Source organism: Flavobacterium sp. FG68 (genome assembly GCF_057808895.1).
In genome coordinates, this window is record NZ_JBMDIY010000038.1 from 14289 (window position 1) to 37071 (window position 22783).

Annotated in this window: 15 protein-coding genes; 14 read left to right on the forward strand and 1 reads right to left on the reverse strand. The window is 32.7% G+C overall.

The window, feature by feature from the left end; all coding sequences use genetic code 11:
• Positions 1–55: 55 nt before the first annotated feature.
• The 14 genes from ACODSB_RS20270 (at position 56) to ACODSB_RS20335 (ending at position 20689) form a co-directional block, all read left to right on the forward strand.
• Complete coding sequence (locus ACODSB_RS20270; protein WP_053472519.1) at positions 56–913, forward strand: prephenate dehydrogenase; 858 nt, start codon at positions 56–58, stop codon at positions 911–913.
• A 13-nt stretch (positions 914–926) separates the two neighbouring features.
• Positions 927–2009: a bifunctional 3-deoxy-7-phosphoheptulonate synthase/chorismate mutase type II gene (locus ACODSB_RS20275; protein ID WP_053472520.1), complete on the forward strand. Its 1083-nt coding sequence runs from the start codon at positions 927–929 to the stop codon at positions 2007–2009.
• A gap of 217 nt (positions 2010–2226) precedes the next feature.
• A complete protein-coding gene (locus ACODSB_RS20280) occupies positions 2227–5586 on the forward strand; it encodes a DUF2135 domain-containing protein (RefSeq protein ID WP_488938353.1) in 3360 nt (1119 codons plus the stop codon).
• 138 nt (positions 5587–5724) lie between these two features.
• Positions 5725–6702: a ribosome small subunit-dependent GTPase A gene (rsgA, locus tag ACODSB_RS20285; protein WP_053472522.1), complete on the forward strand. Its 978-nt coding sequence runs from the start codon at positions 5725–5727 to the stop codon at positions 6700–6702.
• Between the two features lie 163 nt (positions 6703–6865).
• Positions 6866–7318: a D-aminoacyl-tRNA deacylase gene (gene dtd, locus ACODSB_RS20290; RefSeq protein WP_488938354.1), complete on the forward strand. Its 453-nt coding sequence runs from the start codon at positions 6866–6868 to the stop codon at positions 7316–7318.
• A gap of 64 nt (positions 7319–7382) precedes the next feature.
• Complete coding sequence (locus ACODSB_RS20295) at positions 7383–9290, forward strand: DUF3858 domain-containing protein (protein ID WP_488938355.1); 1908 nt, start codon at positions 7383–7385, stop codon at positions 9288–9290.
• A gap of 20 nt (positions 9291–9310) precedes the next feature.
• On the forward strand, positions 9311–11320 hold the full coding sequence (locus ACODSB_RS20300) for a DUF3858 domain-containing protein (protein ID WP_488938356.1): 2010 nt from the start codon (positions 9311–9313) through the stop codon (positions 11318–11320).
• 2 nt (positions 11321–11322) lie between these two features.
• Positions 11323–13236 carry a transglutaminase family protein gene (locus ACODSB_RS20305; protein WP_488938357.1) on the forward strand — a complete coding sequence of 638 codons (1914 nt, stop codon included), beginning with the start codon at positions 11323–11325 and terminating at the stop codon, positions 13234–13236.
• Position 13237: 1 nt separating this feature from the next.
• On the forward strand, positions 13238–15229 hold the full coding sequence (locus ACODSB_RS20310) for a DUF3858 domain-containing protein (protein ID WP_488938358.1): 1992 nt from the start codon (positions 13238–13240) through the stop codon (positions 15227–15229).
• Positions 15230–15231: 2 nt separating this feature from the next.
• A complete protein-coding gene (locus ACODSB_RS20315; RefSeq protein ID WP_012022600.1) occupies positions 15232–15558 on the forward strand; it encodes a nucleotide pyrophosphohydrolase in 327 nt (108 codons plus the stop codon).
• Between the two features lie 99 nt (positions 15559–15657).
• Positions 15658–16887 carry a 3-phosphoshikimate 1-carboxyvinyltransferase gene (locus ACODSB_RS20320; RefSeq protein ID WP_488938359.1) on the forward strand — a complete coding sequence of 410 codons (1230 nt, stop codon included), beginning with the start codon at positions 15658–15660 and terminating at the stop codon, positions 16885–16887.
• A gap of 305 nt (positions 16888–17192) precedes the next feature.
• Positions 17193–18242 (forward strand): tRNA preQ1(34) S-adenosylmethionine ribosyltransferase-isomerase QueA, encoded by a 1050-nt coding sequence (gene queA / locus ACODSB_RS20325; protein ID WP_053472529.1) that lies wholly within the window; start codon positions 17193–17195, stop codon positions 18240–18242.
• Positions 18243–18505: 263 nt separating this feature from the next.
• Positions 18506–19783: a kynureninase gene (kynU, locus tag ACODSB_RS20330; RefSeq protein WP_488938360.1), complete on the forward strand. Its 1278-nt coding sequence runs from the start codon at positions 18506–18508 to the stop codon at positions 19781–19783.
• Between the two features lie 471 nt (positions 19784–20254).
• Positions 20255–20689 carry a YMGG-like glycine zipper-containing protein gene (locus ACODSB_RS20335; RefSeq protein ID WP_053472532.1) on the forward strand — a complete coding sequence of 145 codons (435 nt, stop codon included), beginning with the start codon at positions 20255–20257 and terminating at the stop codon, positions 20687–20689.
• Between the two features lie 57 nt (positions 20690–20746).
• Here ACODSB_RS20335 and ACODSB_RS20340 read toward each other — a convergent pair whose 3' ends face one another.
• A complete protein-coding gene (locus ACODSB_RS20340) occupies positions 20747–22555 on the reverse strand; it encodes a hypothetical protein (protein ID WP_488938361.1) in 1809 nt (602 codons plus the stop codon).
• Between the last annotated feature and the right edge of the window lie 228 nt (positions 22556–22783).

Here is a 22783-nt window from a genome sequence, read left to right on the forward strand (position 1 = left end):
GACTTCGCTCAGGGTGACAAATAAAAAATCAAGATTTGGAAATTAAAGAAATAGTATGAAAGTATACGTAATAGGAATAGGATTAATAGGCGGTTCGATGGTGCTGGACATCAAAGACCAACATCCTGATTCAACCATTTTTGGAATCGACAGCAACGAAAAGCATTTACAGGAAGCCATTGATCTAGGAGTTATCGACGAAGCAGGAAGTTTTGAAGATTTGGCAGAAGCCGATTTTGTAATCGTTTCAGTTCCGGTTGATGTTGCGCTCACGGTTTTGCCTAAAGTTCTGGATTCGGTTGGAGATAAAACAATTGTTTTTGAAGTTGGATCGACGAAAAAGCCAATTTGTGAAGCAGTAGCAAGTCATCCAAAAAGAAGAAATTTTATTGCTACGCATCCAATAGCAGGAACGGAGTTCTCAGGGCCTTCGGCGGCGATAAAAGGTTTGTTTAAAGGAAAAACAAACATTATTTGCGAAGTGGAAAAAACCACTTTTAAATTGCAAGAAAAGGCGTTAAAGCTTTTCAGCGAAATAGGAATGAGGATTCGATATATGGACCCGACTTCACACGATAAACACATTGCTTACGTTTCGCATTTGTCGCACATTAGTTCGTTTATGCTCGGAAAAACGGTAATGAATAAAGAAAAAGACGAACAGGATATTTTTGATATGGCGGGAAGTGGATTTGAAAGCACGGTTCGTTTAGCAAAAAGTTCTCCCGCAATGTGGACACCGATTTTTAAGCAGAACAAAGAACACGTTTTGGAAACATTAGAAGAATATATTTCAAATCTCAGTCGGTTTAGGGATTTGTTGAAAGATGAAAATTACAACGCCATTTTTGAAGAAATGGAAAGCACAAATAAAATAAAAGAGATATTAAACGGATTAACAATTAAAAAGTAAACTATAAATTAAGATGGAAAATAAAAAAGAAATGAGAAAGTGGTTAGAAGATTTCAATTTAAATCACCCACTTGTGATAGCTGGACCATGTAGTGCAGAAACAGAAGATCAAGTATTGAAAATTGCTCACGAATTAAAAGATTCAAAAGTTAGTGTATTCAGAGCAGGAATCTGGAAACCAAGAACGCGTCCGGGAGGATTTGAAGGTGTTGGAGAAATTGGATTAAAATGGTTACAAAAAGCAAAAGCTGAAACTGGTTTATTAATGGGAACTGAAGTTGCAACTGCGGCTCACTGTAAACTAGCTTTAGAACATGATATCGACGTTTTATGGGTTGGTGCCCGTACAACTGCAAATCCATTCGCAGTTCAGGAAATTGCTGATACTTTAAAAGGAACTGATAAAATCGTTTTGGTTAAAAACCCTGTAAACCCGGATTTAGCTTTATGGTTAGGTGGTGTTGAGCGTTTACACATGGCTGGAATCGAGAAATTAGGAGTTATTCACAGAGGTTTTTCTACTTACGAAAAAACAAAATACAGAAACATTCCAGAATGGCAGATTGCTATCGAATTGCAAAATAAATTCCCTGATTTACCATTAATTATTGATCCATCTCACATTACTGGAGATCGTAAAATGATTTTTGAAGTAACACAAGAGGCTTTAGATTTGAACTACGATGGTATGATTATCGAAACGCACTTCGATCCAGATAATGCTTGGTCTGATGCTGCGCAGCAAGTTACTCCAGATGCTTTGAAACAAATCATTAAAGATTTGACGATCAGAAAAACGGATGATACTACAGATGAGTACAGTCAAAAAATGACTAAACTAAGAGCTAACATAGACGTTCTTGATGCTAACTTATTAGAACTTTTAGGAAAACGTATGAAAGTAGCTGACGAAATTGGTCAGGTGAAAAAAGATGCAAACGTTGCGATTCTTCAAAACAATCGTTGGAATGAAATCTTAGGAAAGATGATTTTAGAAGGTGAGAAAAAAGGTCTTACTGAGGAGTTTGTTTTGAGAATGTTCAAAGCAATTCACCAGGAAAGTATTGGTCACCAAGAGAAGATTTTCAACGCATAATTTTTTCTAAAACCACATAAGTTATATAAGTGTTATAAGTTTTTTTTGATTTTTGTAAACCTAATTATTAGATTTTCTTATAGCACTTATATCGTAAAATTTTATAATCTCCATTGCCGTAAGGCTTTGGAGATTTTTTTTGGAAATAAGTATTATCCTCCCAACCTTTTGATGTTTTTTGTTCTCTATATCAATATACAACCTTAACTTTCACGTTATGAAATCTAAAACCACTGTTTTTATGCCAGCAATGTTTCAAGTTAACTTCAAATTTTTATTTTGTTTTATACTGTTTTTAGGAACAAAAACTTTCGCACAAAGCCCTGAACTAAATGTTAAAGGTGATGGTGCTGAAAAAGTGAGAATGAACAAACTTTTAGTCAATGTAAAAGTTGTTGGGAATATTGCTTACACCACTGCCGAAATGCATTTTTTTAATTCGGGAACTCGACAGATGGAAGCAGAACTTATTTTTCCGTTACCGGAAAATGTTTCGGTTTCAAGATATGCCATTGATATTAATGGAAAAATGCGTGAAGCCGTTCCGGTAAATAAAAATAAAGGAAAACAGGTTTTTGAAGCTATTGAACATCGTCGTGTTGATCCGGGATTGTTAGAGAAAGTAGATGGAAATAATTTCAGAACCAGAATTTATCCTTTAATGCCAAACGGAGAACGAACTGTAATAATTGGTTACGAAGAAGAACTTTCGGCTTTTGATAAAGATAATCTGGCGTATCAATTGGTAAGTCGTTTTCCGAAAAAATTAGATCAGTTTGAAATTAATGTTTCGGTTTTAGGAACTTCAACAGCACCAACCGTTACTGAGAATTCAGGAAACGAAATTGTCTTTTCAAAATGGAATCAAGCTTTTCAGGCTTCTGTTAAAAAAGAAAATTATCAGCCCGCAGAAAAAATAGTGCTAAAAATTCCAATACAGCAAAGCATTCCAAGTGTTTTGATGCAGGATGTTGGCGGACAACATTACTTTTATGGAAATACTTTTATAGAAGGAGATAAAACAGTTAAAAAAACGCCAGCTTCAATTGGTTTAATTTGGGATAATTCTTTGAGCTGTCAGAATAGAGATTTAAAGAAAGAATTGAATTTGTTGAATGCTTATTTCCAGAAAATAAAAAACATAAAAGTTACGCTGTACTTTTTGAATTATACTTTTGATAAACAACAAGAATATATTGTTTCTAACGGAAATTGGGATGCTTTAAAAACCGTTTTAGAGAAAACAAAATACGATGGAGGAACTCGTTTTTCGCAACTCAACTTTACGGGTCAGGACGAATATTTGTTTTTTACTGATGGATTATCTTCTTTGAGCGAAAATCTTCTGCCAAAAACTAAAAAAACAATTTATACTATTACTTCTTCAGTATCTGCCGATTTTGCTTTTCTGAATTATTCAGCAATGCAAACGGGTGGTAATTTTATCAATTTAAATCAGATCAATACTGAAATCGCTTTGGATAAATTGACAAATACAAATTTGAAATTTTTAGGAATAAAAGAAAATTTAACCGTGACTGATTTGTTTCCAATAGAAGGAACTTCAGTTTCAGGGAATTTTAGTTTTTCGGGAATTTCTTTAAATCCAAAAAACGAAATCACTTTATTATTTGGATATAATAATGAAGCTGTTTTAGAAAGAAAAATTACGCTTGATGGTGCGGTTCAAAACACAAATGATGTAAATATTGAAAAACTTTGGGCACAGAAAAAAATAGCCAATCTTGATTTTGAATATGCTAAAAATGCTGATGAAATTGAACTTTTGGGAAAGAAATACGGCATCATTACTAAAAATACTTCGTTGATTGTTTTAGAAGATATTCGCGATTATATTTCGTATGATATTATTCCGCCAACGGAATTACGTGCTGAATTTGACAGAATCAAAAAACAGGAACACGATACTAATTTGGCTCAGCAAAAAAGTAATTGGGACAATATAGAAAGTTATTTTAACGGATTAGATAGTTGGTGGAAAAAGAATATAAAATATAAAGGACAGAAAATCGCATCTAAGTATAAACACAAAGGACAAGTTCAAGTTCCGCCGCCACCCCCACCGCCAGGAGCAAGAGGCAGAGATGAGGATATAACAATTGGATCTGAAACTATAAAAGGAGATCCGGATGCTGTTTTGACAATAGACGAACCGGTTGGGGCAGGGTCAGCAGCAGAAATGGTTATTGAGGAAGACAATAATGTAATTCAGACATCTCCCGCATCGTCTGCGCCAAAAGCTAATCAGGTAAAATTTGTTGCGCCTACAGTTACTGAAATAAAAGATAAAAAAGTTGGAAGTGAAGTAATACAAAGAGAGACAAATGCTGCTAAATTAGAAGAAACAGTTGTAGTAGGATATGGAACACAAAAAAAATCTGATGTTGTTGGTGCTATTTCAGAAGACATCTCAAAAAATAAATATATTCCACAAGATTCAAATCTAGATCAGGGATATTTAGCCGGAGATTCAAAAAAGCCTTTAATTATAGTTGATGGTCAGTTTTATGAGGGTGAATTCACCGATTTAAAGTCAGATGATATCGATACCATAGATGTTTTGAAAGATGCTTCGAGAATTGCTTCTTATGGCAGAGGGGCAAATGGAGTTATTATAATAACAACGAAAAAGCAGTCTTCAAATAGTGGAGTTGTCCAAACAAAAAGTTGGAATCCAGATCGATTGTATTTAAAAGCTTTGGCAAAAGCTCCAAAAGAAAAACAATACGATTTGTATTTAGAATTAAGAAAAGCACAGGAAAGAAATCCAAGTTTTTATTTTGACGTCGCGCATTTCTTCTACAATCAGGGAGATGTTAAAAAAGCATTATTGATTATCAGTAATATTGCCGATTTAGGTTTAGAAAATCATCAGCTTTATAAAACACTAACTTATACTTTACGCCAATGGAAAGATTATAATGATGCAGTTTTTACCGCAAAACAAGTTGCAAAATGGAGAGAACATGAGCCACAAAGTTTAAGAGATTATGCATTGACTCTTGAAGATGCTGGAAAATATCAGGAAGCTTTTGATCAATTAATTAAAGCTTTGGAAGTAAATTATTACGGAGAAATGGACGGGCAGTATGAAGGTGTTGAAGATATTATTTTAATGGATATTAATCGATTGATGGCAGAGCATTCAGGTTTGAAAACAGGAAAACTTGATAAAAAATATACAACAAAAAAGCCAGTTGATATTCGAATTATTATGAACTGGAACCAAATGGATGTCGATTTAGACTTGCATGTTATTGAACCAACAAATGAAGAATGTTACTACAGCCATACTTCAACACAAATTGGAGGAAGATTTTCTAAAGATTTTACAGAAGGTTATGGCCCGGAACAATATATAATTCGAAATGCTGTAAAAGGTAAATATCAAATTAAAACCAATTATTTTGGAGAAACAGAATTAACTGAAAATGGCCCAGCTACAATTATGGTTGAAATTTATACAACTAAGGCAGGTAAAACATCCAGAACTTTAAAAACGATTCAGTTAGGAAAAGTGAAAGAAAATGAGGTTTTAGCCGAAATTGTTTGGTAAGAGTAAGAAATTCAAAAGATAGATTTTAATTTTAAAAGGTGAAGTTGCGTTGTTCAATTCTAAAAACGTAATTTTGCCTTTTAAAATTTTTAGTTTTAAGAGCAATCTAAAATCTAAAATCAGAAATCTAAAATTTGAATGACAGGAATCGTATATAAATCTACAGGAAGCTGGTACACCGTAAAATCTGAAAAAGGCGATTTTATTGAGTGCCGTATGAAAGGGAAATTCAGAATGAAAGGTATTAAAAGTACCAACCCAATTGCTGTAGGCGATATTGTCGATTATGAATTAGAAGAAACTTCGGATGCCTTAACGGGAACGATTCATAAAATTCACGAAAGAAAAAATTACATCGTTCGTAAATCAGTTAACTTATCCAAACAGATTCATATTATTGCATCGAATATTGATCAGGTTTTTTTACTGATTACTATTGATAATCCACCAACTACAACAAGTTTTATTGACCGTTTTCTAGTTACTGCCGAAGCATACGGAATTGAAGCTGTTTTGATTTTCAACAAAATCGATACGCTCAATGAACAGACTTTAGACGATCAGCTTTACTTACAGCATATTTATACCGAAATTGGATATAAATGCCTCCGAATTTCATCAACAGAAAATAAAGGAGTTGATAAACTTAAAGAAATGATGGTTGGAAAAGTAAGTATGTTTTCAGGACATTCAGGAGTTGGGAAATCAACTTTGGTAAATGCGATGGAACCAAGTCTGCATTTAAAAACAACTGTAATTTCAGAACAAAGCAAACAAGGACAACATACAACTACTTTTGCCGAAATGTATGATTTATCTTTTGATGCGAGAATCATCGATACACCTGGAATTAAAGGTTTCGGAATTGTTGATATGGAACCATCAGAAATCAGCGGTTATTTTCCTGAATTCTTCAAACTAAAAGATCAATGCAAGTTTAATAATTGTCTCCATAAAGAAGAACCTCATTGCGCCATAAAAGCAGCTCTAGAAAAAGATGAAATTGCGTGGTCACGTTACAATAGCTATCTTAAAATTCTTGAAGGCGATGAGGAGCATTATCGTACTGATATTTATGGTGATGATCGTGCAGCGAGTGACGAAACGAGAAAATAATTAAATTCCAATTTTTTTCAAATTCCAAATTCCAAACAAAAAAATCACACAACGTATTCAAATGTATAGATCCACTGCAGTGCATCTAACGCTAGAATTTAAAATCTGTTTAATCCGTGTAATCTGTGGCCTATAAACTACGCCGCATTAGATCAAAATAAAAATGAAAATTGTTCTTCAAAGAGTTTCCGAGGCATCAGTAACCGTTGACGGTCAAAAAACAGCCGACATTAAAAAAGGATTATTAGTTTTAGTTGGAATTGAAGATGCCGACACTCAGGAAGACATTGACTGGCTTGTCGGAAAAATTATAAAAATGAGAATTTTTGGTGACGAAAATGATGTTATGAACTGCTCGGTTCAGGATGTTGACGGAGAAATTATTGTTGTCAGTCAATTTACACTTCAGGCTTCTACAAAAAAAGGAAACCGTCCATCTTATATAAAAGCTTCAAAACCGGAGTTTGCAATTCCTATGTATGAGAACTTTGTAAAAGCTTTAGAAAAAGAATTTGACAAAAAGATACAAACCGGAATTTTTGGTGCCGATATGAAAGTCAGTTTGTTAAATGATGGTCCTGTAACGATCTTAATCGACAGCAAAAACAGAGAGTAAAAATAAACTCAACAAATGTTAAGAATTTCTAAAAATAATATATATTTGACGAAATTACTCACTAATGAAATCTACCTGTTTTAGGCTTTTTTTTATCTTATTTTCCCTTATTTCTTCTGCTCAGAAGACTAATTATTCTACAGTTACTATTGCCGATAGTCTTAAACAAAATGCTAATGCTGTTGTTAGATTAGATCAAATGGATATTGTTATTGCTTCACAAAGAAGTATGAATATCAAAACCCAAAGAGTGGTTTCTGTTTTAAATGAAAAAGGTTTAAATGATATTGATGCCTATGCACATTATGATAAAACGACTTCAATAAAAAGTATTGAAGCTGTAGTTTATGATGCATTAGGAAATGAAATAAAAAAAATCAGGAAAAAAGAGTTTAGAGATCAAAGTGCAGTTAGCGGCAGTACGCTATTTTCAGATAATCGGGTACTTTATTTAGACTATACTCCAATCTCATATCCTTTTACAATTGTTTACACCTGTGAAACGGAAACTTCAAATACAGCTTTTATACCGCAATGGTATTTCCTGGGGGCTTATAATCTAAGCGTAGAGAAATGTGTTTTGAATGTTACTTTTCCTAAAGAATTGGGATTTAAAAAGAAAGAATTCCGATTTGATGGTTTCAATATTAAAAAAACGACAGATACAGATACTAATTTAAGTTATACAGCAACAAATATTGTGGCTCAGAAACAAGAAGATTTAAGTCCTTCTTACGGAGAGCTTTTTCCAAAAGTTATGATGGGATTAGAAAATTTTCACTTGGAAGGAGTTGACGGAAAAGCGACTACATGGGAAGCATTTGGAAAATGGTACGGAGAGAAAATCTTAAATGGAACCACTGTTTTACCCGAAGAAACAAAAGTAAAAATAAAAGCACTTGTAGGAGACGAAAAAGATCCTGTCAAGAAAGCTAAAATTATTTATGATTATGTTCAAAAAAAATCCAGATACGTAAATATTGCAGTTGGTATTGGCGGGTGGAAACCTATGTTTGCCAGCGACGTAGATCGTTTAGGATATGGAGATTGTAAAGCATTATCAAATTATACAAAAGCACTTCTTGAGGTTGTGGATGTTCCATCTTATAATACCATTTTATACGGAGATCGTTATAAGTTAGATATTCAGTCAGATTTTGTTTCGATGCAGGGCAATCATATGATTCTTGCTGTTCCAAACGGGAATAATTATATCTGGTTAGAATGCACAAGTCAGGATGATCCTTTTGGATATCAGGGAATTTTTACAGATGATCGTGATGTTTTGGTAGTAAAACCAGAAGGGGGAGAAATTGTTCGTACTAAAATTTACGATGATAAAGGAAATACTCAGGAAGGAAAAGGAACTTATACAATTGATGAAAACGGCAACTTTTCTGGTGTTTTAAAAATTGCATCGCAAGGAAGTCAATATGCTTCAAAGTCAAGAGTTGAAACCATGCAGCCAAATGAAAAAGAAGAACATTATAAAGACTATTGGGATAATATCAATAATTTGAAATTGGGCAAAATAACTTTTACAAACGATAAGGAAAATGTTCGTTTTACTGAAGATGCCCAGATTAACGCATCAAACTACGGAACACTTTCGGGAACTAAAATGATGTTTGTGGTTGATGCTTTTAATCAATATACAGGAAGTATAAAACGAATCAGAAATCGTAAAAATCCATTTCAAATTCAGCGTGGATATTTAGATACAGATGAAATCGAAATCAATCTTCCAGCAGGTTTTTCAATAGAATTTCTGCCTTCAAACTTTGAATTAAAAGGCAAATTTGGAGAATACAAAACTGAAATTATTAAAAAAGACAACAATAAACTGATTTACAAACGCTCTATGTTTGTTAATAAAGGAAAATATTCAAACAAGGAATATGATGAATACCGTCTTTTTATAGAGCAGGTATCAAGAAATGACAATGCAAAAATCATCTTAAACAAAAACTAACCAAAATCAAAAATAAAATAATGAAAATCAAGATTTTTAGCCTGGCAATTCTATTGTTGTTTATTTCAAAAGTAAATGCGCAGGAATTTAAATTAGGAAAAGTTTCTATAGAAGAACTAAAACAAAAACAACATCCAAAGGATACATCAGCAGTCGCAGCAATACTCTTTGAAAAAGGTGAAAATACTTTTGATTATGATGAAGATCATGGTTTTACAACCCAGTTAGAAGTATCCGTTAAAATTAAAATTTATAAAAAAGAAGGATATGACTGGGCAACAAAAAAAGTAAGATATTATACAGCGGGCAATGGCACAAAAGAGAAAGTTTTTGTGAATGATGCTGTAACATATAACTTGATTAATGGAAAGGTCGAGAAAACAAAATTAAAAAGTGAGGGTGAATTTGAAAAAGTAATTAATAAATATTGGTCTCAAAAAGTATTTACAATGCCAAATGTTAAGGAAGGTTCTATTGTTGAATTTCGTTATATAATAAAAAACTGTAGTATTGGAAGTCCACGGGATTGGTATTTTCAGAATCAGATTCCTGTGAATTATTCAGAATTTAGAATGAATGTTCCTGAATATTTTGTTTATAATAATAGTTTTAAAGGATTTATCAGTCCAAAAATAAGTGTGGAGAAAATAAATAGATCTATTTCTTACACCTATAGAGAAGGTAAAAACGGAGTTGTTAGTGCAAGTACATCACAAGAGAAATTAGACTTTTTAGAAACAAGAACAACATATATTGCAGAAAATCTACTGGCGTTAAAAGATGAAAACTTTATTAATAATATTGATAATTACACTGTCAGTTTGAGCCAGGAATTATCAATGACAAAATATCCGCATAGTCCAATTAAATCATTCTCATCAGATTGGAATTCTGTTGCGAAAACAATTTATGATTATGATGATTTTGGTGCAGAACTAAATAAAACAGGTTATTTTGAAGATGATTTGAAAAAATTGCTTACAGGTTTAAAAACGCCTGAAGAAAAAATATGGGCTATTTTTAATCATGTGAAATCTAATGTAAAATGGAACGATTATTATGGGTATAGTTGTGATAATGGTGTTAAAAAGGCATACAAAGAAAAAACAGGAAACATTGCAGATATAAATCTGATGCTTACTGCAATGTTACGTTATGCGGAGCTAACAGCAAACCCAGTTTTAGTAAGTACACGTTCTAACGGAATTCCTTTATTTCCTAATAGAACTGCATTTAATTATGTTATTGCGGCAGTAGAAACTCCAAATGGAAATGTTTTACTTGACGCTACAGATAAATTTTCAACTCCCAATATCCTTCCATTAAGAACATTAAACTGGAATGGTCGTTTGATTAGAAAAGACGGAAGTTCTGAGCAGATTGATTTAATGCCGCAAAAAGTCTCAGGCGATAATGTATTTATGAATTATGCAATTGATGCCGAAGGGAAAGTTACAGGAAAAACCAGAAGACAATATACAGATTTTAATGCAATGGTTGCAAGAGATAATATTAGTAGTTTCAAGGAAGAAGAATATCTTGAAAAACTTGAAAATCTAAATAATAAAATTGAAATCAGCGAGTATTCTAAAACAAATGAAAAAGACATTTTATTGCCTTTAATTGAAACATATTCTTTTGCAGGAGCAAATTTATGTGAAATTATTGCAGATAAGATTTATGTGAATCCAATGCTCTTTTTTACAGAAGATAAGAACCAATTTACACAAGAAGTTAGAGAATATCCTGTAGATTTTAGTTATCCATTTGCTGACAAATACAATATCACAATTCAAATTCCTGAAGGTTTTACAGTTGAAACTTTACCTGCTCCGGCTGCTATAACTATGGAAGATAACCTTGGTGCTTTTAAATTTAATATAGCAGCTAATGGAAATTTTTTACAATTATCGGTTATACATCAAATAAACGAAGCAATTGTATCTGCTGAAAAGTATGAAATGCTAAAAGAATATTACAAAGCAATGGTAGCAAAAGAGACAGAAAAAATAGTTTTAAAAAGAATCTAAGTATGAAATTTTCAAGTTCAGTATTTATCTTGTTTTTTCTTTTTATTGTAAAGGTACAATCCCAAAACTACGAGTTAGGAAAAGTAAGTATTGCTGAACTTGAAGAAAAAGTACATCCTCTCGATTCAGGAGCGGTTGCAGCAATTTTATTTTGTAAAGGAGTTTCTAAAATTGACAACAGTGATTCACATACAACTATCCAAATACGAATAAAAATTTACAAAAAAGAAGGATATGATTGGGCTAATGCACAATTCGCATTTCCGACTGGAAAATCAAACACAATTAGTCTAACAGATGTTTTTACATACAATTTGGTTGACGGAAAGATTATAAAATCTAAATTAAAACCGGAAAGTGAATTCATAGACAAAAACAATAAAAATTATTGGTTGAAAAAAATCACTTTTCCAGATGTAAAAGAAGGATCTGTTATCGAATATAAAATTAAAAGCTATGGAGGAGGTATTCGAGATTGGGATTTTCAAAAAAGTATTCCGGTTAATTATTCAGAATTTAAAACAATAATTCCTGACGCATTTATTTTTAAAAGAAATATTACAGGCTTTTTTATTCCAAAAGTGACTACTCAAATAGCAAGTAATACTTATACTTATTTAGCAAAGGAAACAACCTATTGTCTTCAAAATCTGCCAGCCATGAAAGAGGAAGACTACGTTAACAATATAAAAAATTACTGCGCTTCTATTTCCCACGAACTAGAAACCATTTCTATTCCGGGAAGTTTTTTTAAATCGTTTTCTACGGATTGGCCAACGGTTGCAAAAACAATTTATGAATACGAAGATTTTGGTCCGGAATTAAATAAAACAGGTTATTTTGAAGAAGATATTAAATTGCTTTTAGAAGGGAAAACAAAACCCGAAGATAAAATGGCAACGATTCTTAATTATGTAAAATCTAATATAAAATGGAATAATTATTTAGGATATGGGTGTGAGAAAGGGGTAAGAAAGGCTTATAAAGAGAAATCAGGAAATTGTGCGGACATTAATTTAATGCTCACCGCAATGCTTCGTTACTCAGGTTTAGAAGCAAATCCTGTTTTAATAAGTACCAGATCTAATGGAATTAATTTTTTTCCTAGTACCCAAGGCTTTAATTATGTAATAGCTGGAATAGAAACTCCAACAGGAATTGCTTTATTAGATGCAACAGATGAATTTTCAACTGTAAATGTTCTGCCTTTAAGAGATTTAAACTGGGTAGGGAGATTAATTCGTAAAGATGGAACTTCAGAAACAGTAGATCTAATGCCTAAGAAAAACTCCAACGACCTTGTTTCTATGATTTTTGATGTTAAAGAAGATGGAAAAATAGAAGGAAAAGCAAGAAGACAATATTCAGATTATAATGCATTCAATTTTAAAACAAAAACAGCTAAAGAGAATGAAGAAAATTATATTGAGAAAATTGAAAATGAAAACGGCAAAATTGAAGTAAGTAATTACAAAAGAATAAATCAAAATGAAATTTCAGAACCAGTTTCAGAATCATTTTCTTTTACAGGATCAAATCTTTCTGAAATAATTGGAGATAAAATATATATAAACCCTATGCTTTTTTTCTTAAATGAAAAAAATCCTTTTAGACAAGAAAAAAGAGAATATCCAGTCGATTTTGGATTTCCTTTTGCAAAACGATACGCTATCATAATTAAAATTCCGGCTAATTTTACAGTCGAAAATTTGCCAAAATCATTAAACTTAGTTATGGAAGATGATTTGGGAGTTTTTAAATTTGATGTTGCAGTTGCAGGGAATACATTGCAGTTGTCAATTGTGCATCAAATCAACGAGGCTATTTTTCCGGTAGGAAAATATGAAATGCTCAAAGAATATTATAAAACTATGATTGCAAAGGAAAGTGAAAAAATAGTATTAAAAAGGATATAATATGAGGTTGCCAAAATTTTTAATTGCTATAATTTTCTTTGTTTTTATCGTAAAAGCCAATTCTCAAAACTATCAATTAGGTAAAGTAACTATTGCCGAACTTCAGGAAAAAGTACATCCCACAGACAGCAGTGCTTCAGCGGCCATATTATTTAAAAAAGGAAGAACCTATTTTAGTTACAATAAAGATGCAGGGTTTACTGCCAACCACGTTTGCGAAGTCAAAATTAAAATTTACAAAAAAGAAGGCCTAAAATGGGCTGATCAAAAAGTCCGATTTTATATAGGATATGAAAACTTAAATGAAGACCGTTTAGAATTTTCAGATGCAATTACATACAATCTCGAAAATGGCGCCGTAGTAAAAACCAAGCTGGAAAATCAAGGAGCATTTAAGAAAAAAATCAATAATTACTGGAAAGAAAAAGCCATTACGCTGCCCAATGTAAAAGTGGGTTCAATTATCGAATATAAATATATTTTGAAATCTGAGAATATTGTAAAATTCCCTGACTTTGATATTCAATACGATATTCCGGTTAACTACTTTTATTATAAAACAGAAATACCGGAATTTTACATTTATAAGCCAATTTTAATAGGAGGGATTCCGCTTGAAAACGACTCTAAGTTTTCTACAGGAAGCCAGACATTTGAAAACGAACACAATCAAACCAATTCATTTTCATATCGACAAATCGAAGCCTATTATTCAGGAAAAAATGTCTCGGCTTTGTATGAAGAACCATATGTAAATAACATTGAAAATTATAAAGGAACAATTAAGCACGAGCTGGAAAGAGTAAGAATGCCGGAACAACCCGTAAAAGATTATACGATGACTTGGGAAGGTGTGGCAAAAACAATTTTTAAAGATAACAGTTTTGGGAAAGAACTTAATGAAATGAGTTTTTTAGTCGAAGATGTAAAACGCTTAATTGGAAATGTAGAATCTCAAAATGAAAGACTGAATCTGGTTTTTACCTATGTTCAAAACAAAATGAACTGGAATGAAAACTATGGTTATTATACAGATAAAGGAATCAAAAAAGCATATACAGACCAAACAGGAAATGTTGCCGAAATTAATTTCATTTTGATAAACATGCTTAGACTGGCAGGAATAGAAGCAAGTCCGGTTTTAGTAAGTACAATCGAAAACGGACTTCCTGTATATCCTACCAGAACCGGATTTAATTATGTCATTGCCGCTGCAGAAATTGACGGAAAACAATTTCTACTTGACGCAACACACAAATATACTTCTCCAAATATTTTGCCTTTAAATGTTTTGAATTGGAAAGGAAGACTTATAAAAAATGATGGAACTTCATTAGAGATCGATTTAGAACCTTCAAATCCTTCCAAAGAAAGTTTTAATTTGATGGCAAAAATTGCTCAGGATGGAAAGATGAGCGGACAGGTCAGAATTCTTAGAACAGATTATGATGCCTATCATTTTAGAGTAGAAAACGCAGCTAAAACCCAAGATAATTATCTTGAAAAATTTGAAGCAGAATTAGGAAATTTAAGTATCTCAAATTATAAAATTGAGAACCAAAAATCAAATATCAAAGATCCTGTTTTAGAAACTTTTTCTTTTACATCAGGCAGTCAGTCGGATATAATAGAAGGGAAAATTTTCGTAAGTCCATTACTGTTTTTTACAAGAACCAAAAACCCATTTAATCAGGAACAAAGGGTTATGCCGGTTTATTTTGGATATAAAAATCAGCAAAAATATAATGTCAATATCGAAATTCCAGAAGGCTTTCAAGTAGAATCTCTGCCACAGCCTATTAGAATTGCGACAGAAGATAAAAATATAATCTATTTGCTGAATTTTTCTGCCGAAGGAAATAAAATTCAAATAACCTGCTCAAAAGAAATTAACAGCAGTATTTTTGCAGCAGAGCAATATACCGGACTGAAAAATATTTTTCAAAAAGTTGTTGCCAGTCAAAATGAAAAAATTGTCCTTAAAAAAATGTAATCATGGATTTGAAAAATGCACAACTAGACGTTGATACCTGGATAAAAGAACACGGAGTTCGTTACTTTAACGAATTAACCAATATGGCCCAGCTTACAGAAGAAGTAGGTGAAGTTGCCAGAATTATAGCCCGTCGTTACGGAGAACAATCTGAAAAAGAAAGCGATAAAAATAAAGATTTAGGCGAAGAATTGGCAGATGTTGTATTTGTAGTTTTATGCCTGGCCAATCAAACCGGAATCGATTTACAAGCCGCTTTTGATAAAAAAATGGACTTAAAATCAGTTAGAGATAAAGATCGTCACAAAAACAACGATAAATTGAAATAATTGTGAAATATCAATGGTGAATTTTGAATTATGAATGAGGAGTGGTAAATTGCAGGCTCGAATTAAATTACACATAATTCGCAACTCATAATTAAAATCATGAATTTAAAATTAAGTACGAATTCACAATTCACCATTGATAATTCACAATTAAATATCACAGGTTCTAAAAGCGAAACCAATCGTTTATTATTACTAAAAGCTTTATTCCCAAATATTACTTTAGCCAATACTTCAAACTCAGACGACAGCGAAGTCATGCAGAAAGCATTAATTGGTAATGATGAAATTGTAGATATTCATCACGCTGGAACAGCCATGCGTTTCTTAACCGCATATTTTGCTGTAAACGAAGGCAGAGAAGTAGTAATGACAGGTTCAAGCAGAATGCAGGAACGCCCAATAAAAATTTTGGTTGAAACATTAGGCCAGTTGGGAGTTGAGATTAGTTATGAAAAAGAAGTTGGTTATCCGCCAATTAGAATTAAAGGGAAAAAAGTTACTGCTTCAAAAGTTAGTTTAGCAGCCAATGTGAGCAGTCAGTATATTTCGGCACTTTTATTAGTCGCTTCAAAACTAGAAAATGGTTTAGAGCTGACATTAGAAGGAGAAATTACTTCAGTTCCATATATCAAAATGACTTTGGCTTTGTTGAATGATTTAGATATCAAAACAAGTTTTGAAGGAAACATAATTAAAGTTTATCCTAAAGAATCTGTTGAATCAAAAGAAATGGTTGTGGAATCTGACTGGAGTTCGGCTTCATATTTCTTTAGTCTTGTGGCTTTGGCTGATGCTGCAAAAATAACCTTAAGCAGTTATAAAGAAAACAGTCTTCAGGGAGATTCAGAATTAGTTTCTCTTTATGAAAAAATGGGTGTAAAAACTACTTTCCAAAACAATAAAATGACTTTGGAAAAAGTGGCAGGATTTAATTATCAGGATGTAAAATTTGAATTAAACAACACGCCGGATATTGCGCAAACAATCGTAGTAACTTGTTTAGGTTTAGGAATTGGATGTCATTTAACAGGTCTTCATACTTTAAAAATTAAAGAAACAGACAGATTGGAAGCATTGCGAATTGAGCTTACAAAATTAGGAGCAAATATTTCTGTAACCAATGACAGTTTGACTTTAGAGCGTTCGGGAAATATTAATCATGATATTCATATAGCAACATACAACGATCACCGTATGGCAATGGCATTTGCACCACTTGCGATAAAAGTGCCAATTATTATTGACGATGCAGAAGTAGTTTCAAAATCATACCCGGATTTCTGGAATGACTTAAAATCTTTAAACTTCCAAATCTCAGAATTGTAAAGTTTTGAACCATATAAGTTATATAAGTTCATGTAAATAAAGAGCTAAATAAAACGTAATCCTATAAGCCTCTGGTTTTAACCAGAGGCTTTTTTGTTAAAGGAATCCAAATGAAATGAACTTATATAACTTATATGGTTAAAAAAAACATTTTAATGGTTACTAAAACCGCACTAAATCAAGGACTTTTGAAAATAAACGTCAAAACACTTGACAACGCCTATCTCACAATCGTATATTTGCAGGCGATTTAAAATTTTAGATAAAAAAGTCTAAGATTGATATTTTAAAATCTAACTTCAAATATGAAATTATCACACTTCAATTTCAATTTACCGAAAGAACTTTTAGCTGAATTCCCGGCAGAAAATAGAGATGAATCTCGTTTAATGGTAATTGACCGTCAAAAACAAACAATAGAACATAAAATGTTTAAAGATGTTATCAACTATTTTGATGACGGAGACGTTTTAATTCTTAACAATACAAAAGTTTTCCCTGCACGTTTGTACGGAAACAAAGAAAAAACCGGAGCGAGAATTGAGGTTTTCTTATTAAGAGAATTAAATTCAGAGCAGCGTTTATGGGACGTTTTAGTAGATCCTGCTAGAAAAATCCGTATCGGAAACAAACTTTATTTTGGTGACGACGATTCGTTAGTTGCTGAGGTAATCGATAATACAACATCTCGTGGTAGAACATTACGTTTCTTATACGATGGTTCTTATGAAGAATTCAGAAACAAATTGACAGAACTTGGAGAAACTCCAATTCCTAAATACATCAACAGAGAAGTTACTGCTGAAGATGCTGAAAGATACCAAACTATCTACGCAAAAGAAGAAGGAGCTGTAGCGGCACCAACTGCTGGTTTACACTTTTCAAAACACCTTTTGAAAAAATTAGAAATCAAAGGAGTAAATTTTGCTGAGGTAACTTTACACGTAGGTTTAGGAACTTTCAATCCAGTTGAAGTGGAAGATTTATCTAAGCACAAAATGGATTCAGAAGAATTGATCATTAATCAACAAGCTTGTGATATCGTAAACGAAGCAAAAGCAAAGAAAAAACGTATTTGTGCAGTAGGAACAACTTCTATGCGTGCAATCGAAAGTTCTGTTTCTTCTGCTAATACTTTGAATCCTTACGAAGGATGGACAAATAAATTTATTTTCCCTCCTCACGATTTCAGTATTGCAAACTGTATGATCACAAACTTCCACACACCAAAATCAACATTATTAATGATGATTTCTGCTTTCTGTGGACATGATTTAATGAAAAAAGCATACGATGAAGCAATCAAAGAAGGATACAAATTCTATTCTTACGGAGATGCAATGTTAATTCTATAATTAGAATTGATCTTATAAAGAAACCCGACAAGTTTTTAAAACCTGTCGGGTTTTCTATTTTTAATGGTTTTGTTTCAAGTTCTTTGTGTGTTCAACCGCAAAGTTCGCAAAGCTTTGCGTTCTTTTGCATTTGGCAAACACAAACTGAGTAAAAAAACCTTGCGAACTTTGCGTTAAATCACACCAAGCATATCAACTTGAAACCTTAAACTTGAAACAAAACAAACAAAATTTGTTATTTTAGCCGACAAAACAAAAACACAATGACTTTTCAAAATACACGCGAATTTGCACGAGAGCTAGATTCGAAAGACACACTAAATCACTATCAGGAACAATTCATTTTTCCTAAAGTTAATGACAAACGAGTTATATATTTCACCGGAAATTCATTAGGATTACAGCCAAAACGAACCAAAGCTTATATTGACGAAATAATGAATGACTGGGCAGAACTTGCTGTAGAAGGTCATTTTTATGCAGAGAAACCTTGGTGGGATTATCAGGAAAGATTTGCAGAACCGTTGAGTAAAATTGTGGGAGCACTTCCGTCAGAAGTTACCGTAATGAATACTTTGACGGTGAATCTTCATTTGTTGATGGTTTCTTTTTATCAGCCAAAAGGAAAGCGTTATAAAATTATCTGTGAAGAAAAAGCCTTTCCATCAGATCAGTATATGTTTCAAAGTCAGGTTCATTTTCATGGATACAAACCAGAAGATGCAATCGTAGAAATTAAACGTCGCGAAGGAGAACACAATATTCGTCTGGAAGATGTTTTAGCAAAAATTGAAGAAGTTGGTGATGAGTTAGCTTTAGTTTTAATTGGAGGAGTAAATTATTATACTGGGCAAGTTTTCGATATTAAAACCATTACCGCAGCCGGACAAAAAGCCGGAGCAAAAGTGGGCTGGGATTTAGCGCACGCTGCCGGAAATATCAAATTAGAACTTCACGATTGGAATGTAGATTTTGCTGCTTGGTGCAGTTATAAATATATGAACTCAGGACCAGGAAATGCTTCGGGAGTTTTTGTACACGAAAGACATCATAACGATCCAGATTTACCGCGATTTGCTGGCTGGTGGGGACACAACAAAGAACGCCGTTTTAAAATGGAACCTAACTTTGATCCCGTTCACGGAGCAGGCGGATGGCAGATTAGTAATCTTCCGGTTTTATCTTTAGCGCCGTATTTAGCATCTGTAGAAATGTTTGCTGAGGTTGGAATGGATGCCTTAATTGCAAAACGTGATCAAATTACATCCTATTTAGAATTTATTTTGCACGAAATTGATAAAGAAGTTGCAGGTAATTTTGAAATTATTACACCTTCAAACCCAATCGAAAGAGCTTCACAATTATCTGTTTTCCTTCATGGAGAAGGAAGAAGTTTATTTGATTATTTAATGAAAAACGGAGTAATTACAGACTGGCGTGAACCAAACGTAATTCGTCTGGCACCAGTTCCTTTATATTGTTCTTATGAAGATATGTATGACTTTGGACAAATCCTGAAAAAAGGAATTTTAGGAAAGTAAGAATGATCGCAAATTAATCTCGCAAAGTCGCAGAGTTTTTTTTGCCACAGATTAAAAGGATTAAAAAGATTTTTTTTCAATTGCCTCCAGCTTTAGCTGGGGGTATTAAAGATAAAATTTGAAAGGGCTTTAGCCAAACGCGTAGTTTGGCTAAAGCCCTTTTCATTTGATCAAATTTTCATCCAGCTAAAGCTGGACGCTATTGAACTAAGAAAGATTAATCCGATTAATCTGCAAAATCTGCGGGAAAAAATTTCAACGCATTTATTGAAATCTTATCTAATCCTTTTAATCTGTGGCAAAAAAACTTTGCGACTCTGCGACTTTGCGAGATAAAACATCAAGAATCTATAAATATTCTGCGAGAAACAATAAAATCTTCTAATCTTATAACGTTTCTCAAAAATCATGTAATAGTTGACACGTGATATATTCCGTATTTTGTAATGTATAATTTTAAAAACTACAATCATGAAAGGCTTATATATATTATTAGCGGCAATACTTATCACTTCTTGTCAAAATCAAAGTAAAGAAGATTTAAACAAAGCCAAACAAGCCAGTATTGATTCAATGAAAGTTGAGATTAACAAACAGCGTGTTATCGATTCAATGAAGACAGAAATGGCTAAAATAAAAGAGGAGCAGAAAGCTGAATCTCAAAAAGTTGTTGTCGTACACCAACAAGCTGAAAACGGAAATACTACAACTACCACTACTACCAAAAAGAAAGGATGGAGTGCAACTGCTAAAGGTGCCGTTATTGGTGCAGGAGTTGGTGCTGCAACCGGAGCAATTGTGAGTAAGAAAAAAGGTGAAGGTGCCATTATTGGTGGTTTAGCCGGAGCTGCATTGGGTACTGGAACAGGAGCTGTTATTGACAGCAAAAACAAGAAGAAAGAATAGATTTAATTTCTATATATTAAAAACGCCGATTTAGAATTTCTAAATCGGCGTTTTGTTTTATACTAATTCAGGTTTCGGAATCTGGATTGCATTTAATTCTGATTTATAAAAATCGAATTGATTTTTGATTTTTTCCTCTTCCTTTTTAAAATAAAGAGTTGAAGAAAACAGATTCTGATAATATTCAATTCCTTCTAAAATATTTGCTTTAAAACAATTCCATTTTTTTAATTGCATTGCGGTTACCTCTCCGGAAATAGTTTCAATTTCATTTCGAAAATAATCCACATACATCTTTAATTCCTTCACAAATAAATTCGGGCGGTCTGTTCTTAAAATAGATTTTCCCTGATAAATGTGCTGTACCATTTCTTTTAAAGAAACTTCCTGATCAAAATAAGCCAAATTTGGTCCCGGACAAATTACAACGCCTTGTGCCTGACCTTTTACTTTAATATCATTTTCAAGATAAGAAGCGTTTGCCAAACCTACACATAAACATGATTTTTCGGTTATTTTGATTTTGCTTTTTTCAAATGCATCGACAGATAAAGTATCTTTTATACTTTCTAATTCTCCCAGTTTAATATCCTGATATTTTTTAGATGCCGTGCAAATTCCATGCGGATCATATTCTTTGCTTAACGCTAAGAATTTCTTCGGGCAGGAACTTCCGGCTTTATTTTCGTGAATCCTTTTTTGTTTTAAAAATTCATTTGTTGTTCCTTTTAAAGTATTAAACGGTACGCCCAAAGGTGAAATGTTACTTAAATAAAAATCATCTTCTTTTGCATTCATCAATAACTTTCGAGTTTCCTGATCTACAGAAGTGGCTTCAGGAACTAATAAAAATGGAGATCCCCAGCCAACAGAATCTACTTGATATTCGTCTAATAAAAATTCATGTTCTTCTGCAGTTCCAACACCGCCCTGAACGGTAATTTTTAATTCTAAAGGTTTTTCGGGAAAAGCTTCATTTTTTAACTGTAAAGCTTTAATCATTAAATCGTGGGCTGATTGTATCAGTTGTTCTTTTTTCTGCTTGAATTCTTCTAAAATAGCACCTAATAAGAGTCCATCAGTTGCAAAAGCGTGACCGCCGCAGTTTAATCCAGATTCGATTCGGTATTCAGAAACCCAAAGGCCTTTTTTAGCCAGGAAATTTCCCTGAATCATTGCCGATCTAAAATCGCTTACTTTTAAGATAATTTTCTTTTTAAGCTGGTTATTTTCATTTGGAAAAAAATCTTTGAAATTTTCAAAGTAACCAAACAATCTCGGATTCATTCCTGCAGAAAGTACAACAGACGATTCCAGATTACTATTTGCAAAACCTCTTAAAGCGGCATGTGCGTCATTAAATTCAATTGGAAGTTGTTCGTTTTTAACGAAATTATCTTTGTCCAGTTTCGTCATAATGTTAACGTCGATTTCGCCCGGAAAAAGATTCGTTTCGATATAATTCTGAATATTTTCTTTAAAAGCAATTCCATCATCCAGTAAATTCTGAAATCCTTTTTTTATATCAGAAGTATTAGGAAGCATTGACATGAAATTTTCAAGGGAAGTTTTGCTTTCGGCTAATTCAGTTTTAAAATTCTCAAATTTTTCTTTTACGATTTTATCAACTAAATTTAAGTAAGAAGTAATTCTTTCTGCACGATAATCATGAAATTTCTGCGTGATTTCTTCATACGGAATATTGAATTTAGTGCTGTAAAAGTTACGCATCTTCTCAATCAAATCATCATCAGCGAGAGCAACAACAGACGAAATTCCATATTGCGCCACGCGAATTGGGCTGTCAATTGTATATGCAAGACCCATCACAGGAATATGAAAAGTGTGTAAAGGTATTTTTGCCATTTGTTTTCAGATTAAAATAAAGGCAAATATTGAAAAAAGGTTTTTTTTAAAAGCTGATAATTGTCAGGTTTGTGGGTTAGCTGCCACGAATTACACGAATTTCCACTAATTTTTATTCGCAGGATTTTAAAAATTAATTCGTGAAAATTCGTGTAATTCGTGGCGAAAAAACTTTACTAATCCATTCAACTTTTTAAACGGATAATCATTACGGATATTGATTGCGTT

Coding starts and splice junctions, on each gene's coding strand:
- ACODSB_RS20270 (WP_053472519.1), top strand. CDS start 56: ATGAAAGTATACGTAATAGGAATAGGATTAATAGGCGGTTCGATGGTG.
- ACODSB_RS20275 (WP_053472520.1), top strand. CDS start 927: ATGGAAAATAAAAAAGAAATGAGAAAGTGGTTAGAAGATTTCAATTTA.
- ACODSB_RS20280 (WP_488938353.1), top strand. CDS start 2,227: ATGAAATCTAAAACCACTGTTTTTATGCCAGCAATGTTTCAAGTTAAC.
- rsgA (WP_053472522.1), top strand. CDS start 5,725: ATGACAGGAATCGTATATAAATCTACAGGAAGCTGGTACACCGTAAAA.
- dtd (WP_488938354.1), top strand. CDS start 6,866: ATGAAAATTGTTCTTCAAAGAGTTTCCGAGGCATCAGTAACCGTTGAC.
- ACODSB_RS20295 (WP_488938355.1), top strand. CDS start 7,383: ATGAAATCTACCTGTTTTAGGCTTTTTTTTATCTTATTTTCCCTTATT.
- ACODSB_RS20300 (WP_488938356.1), top strand. CDS start 9,311: ATGAAAATCAAGATTTTTAGCCTGGCAATTCTATTGTTGTTTATTTCA.
- ACODSB_RS20305 (WP_488938357.1), top strand. CDS start 11,323: ATGAAATTTTCAAGTTCAGTATTTATCTTGTTTTTTCTTTTTATTGTA.
- ACODSB_RS20310 (WP_488938358.1), top strand. CDS start 13,238: ATGAGGTTGCCAAAATTTTTAATTGCTATAATTTTCTTTGTTTTTATC.
- ACODSB_RS20315 (WP_012022600.1), top strand. CDS start 15,232: ATGGATTTGAAAAATGCACAACTAGACGTTGATACCTGGATAAAAGAA.
- ACODSB_RS20320 (WP_488938359.1), top strand. CDS start 15,658: ATGAATTTAAAATTAAGTACGAATTCACAATTCACCATTGATAATTCA.
- queA (WP_053472529.1), top strand. CDS start 17,193: ATGAAATTATCACACTTCAATTTCAATTTACCGAAAGAACTTTTAGCT.
- kynU (WP_488938360.1), top strand. CDS start 18,506: ATGACTTTTCAAAATACACGCGAATTTGCACGAGAGCTAGATTCGAAA.
- ACODSB_RS20335 (WP_053472532.1), top strand. CDS start 20,255: ATGAAAGGCTTATATATATTATTAGCGGCAATACTTATCACTTCTTGT.
- ACODSB_RS20340 (WP_488938361.1), bottom strand. CDS start 22,555: ATGGCAAAAATACCTTTACACACTTTTCATATTCCTGTGATGGGTCTT.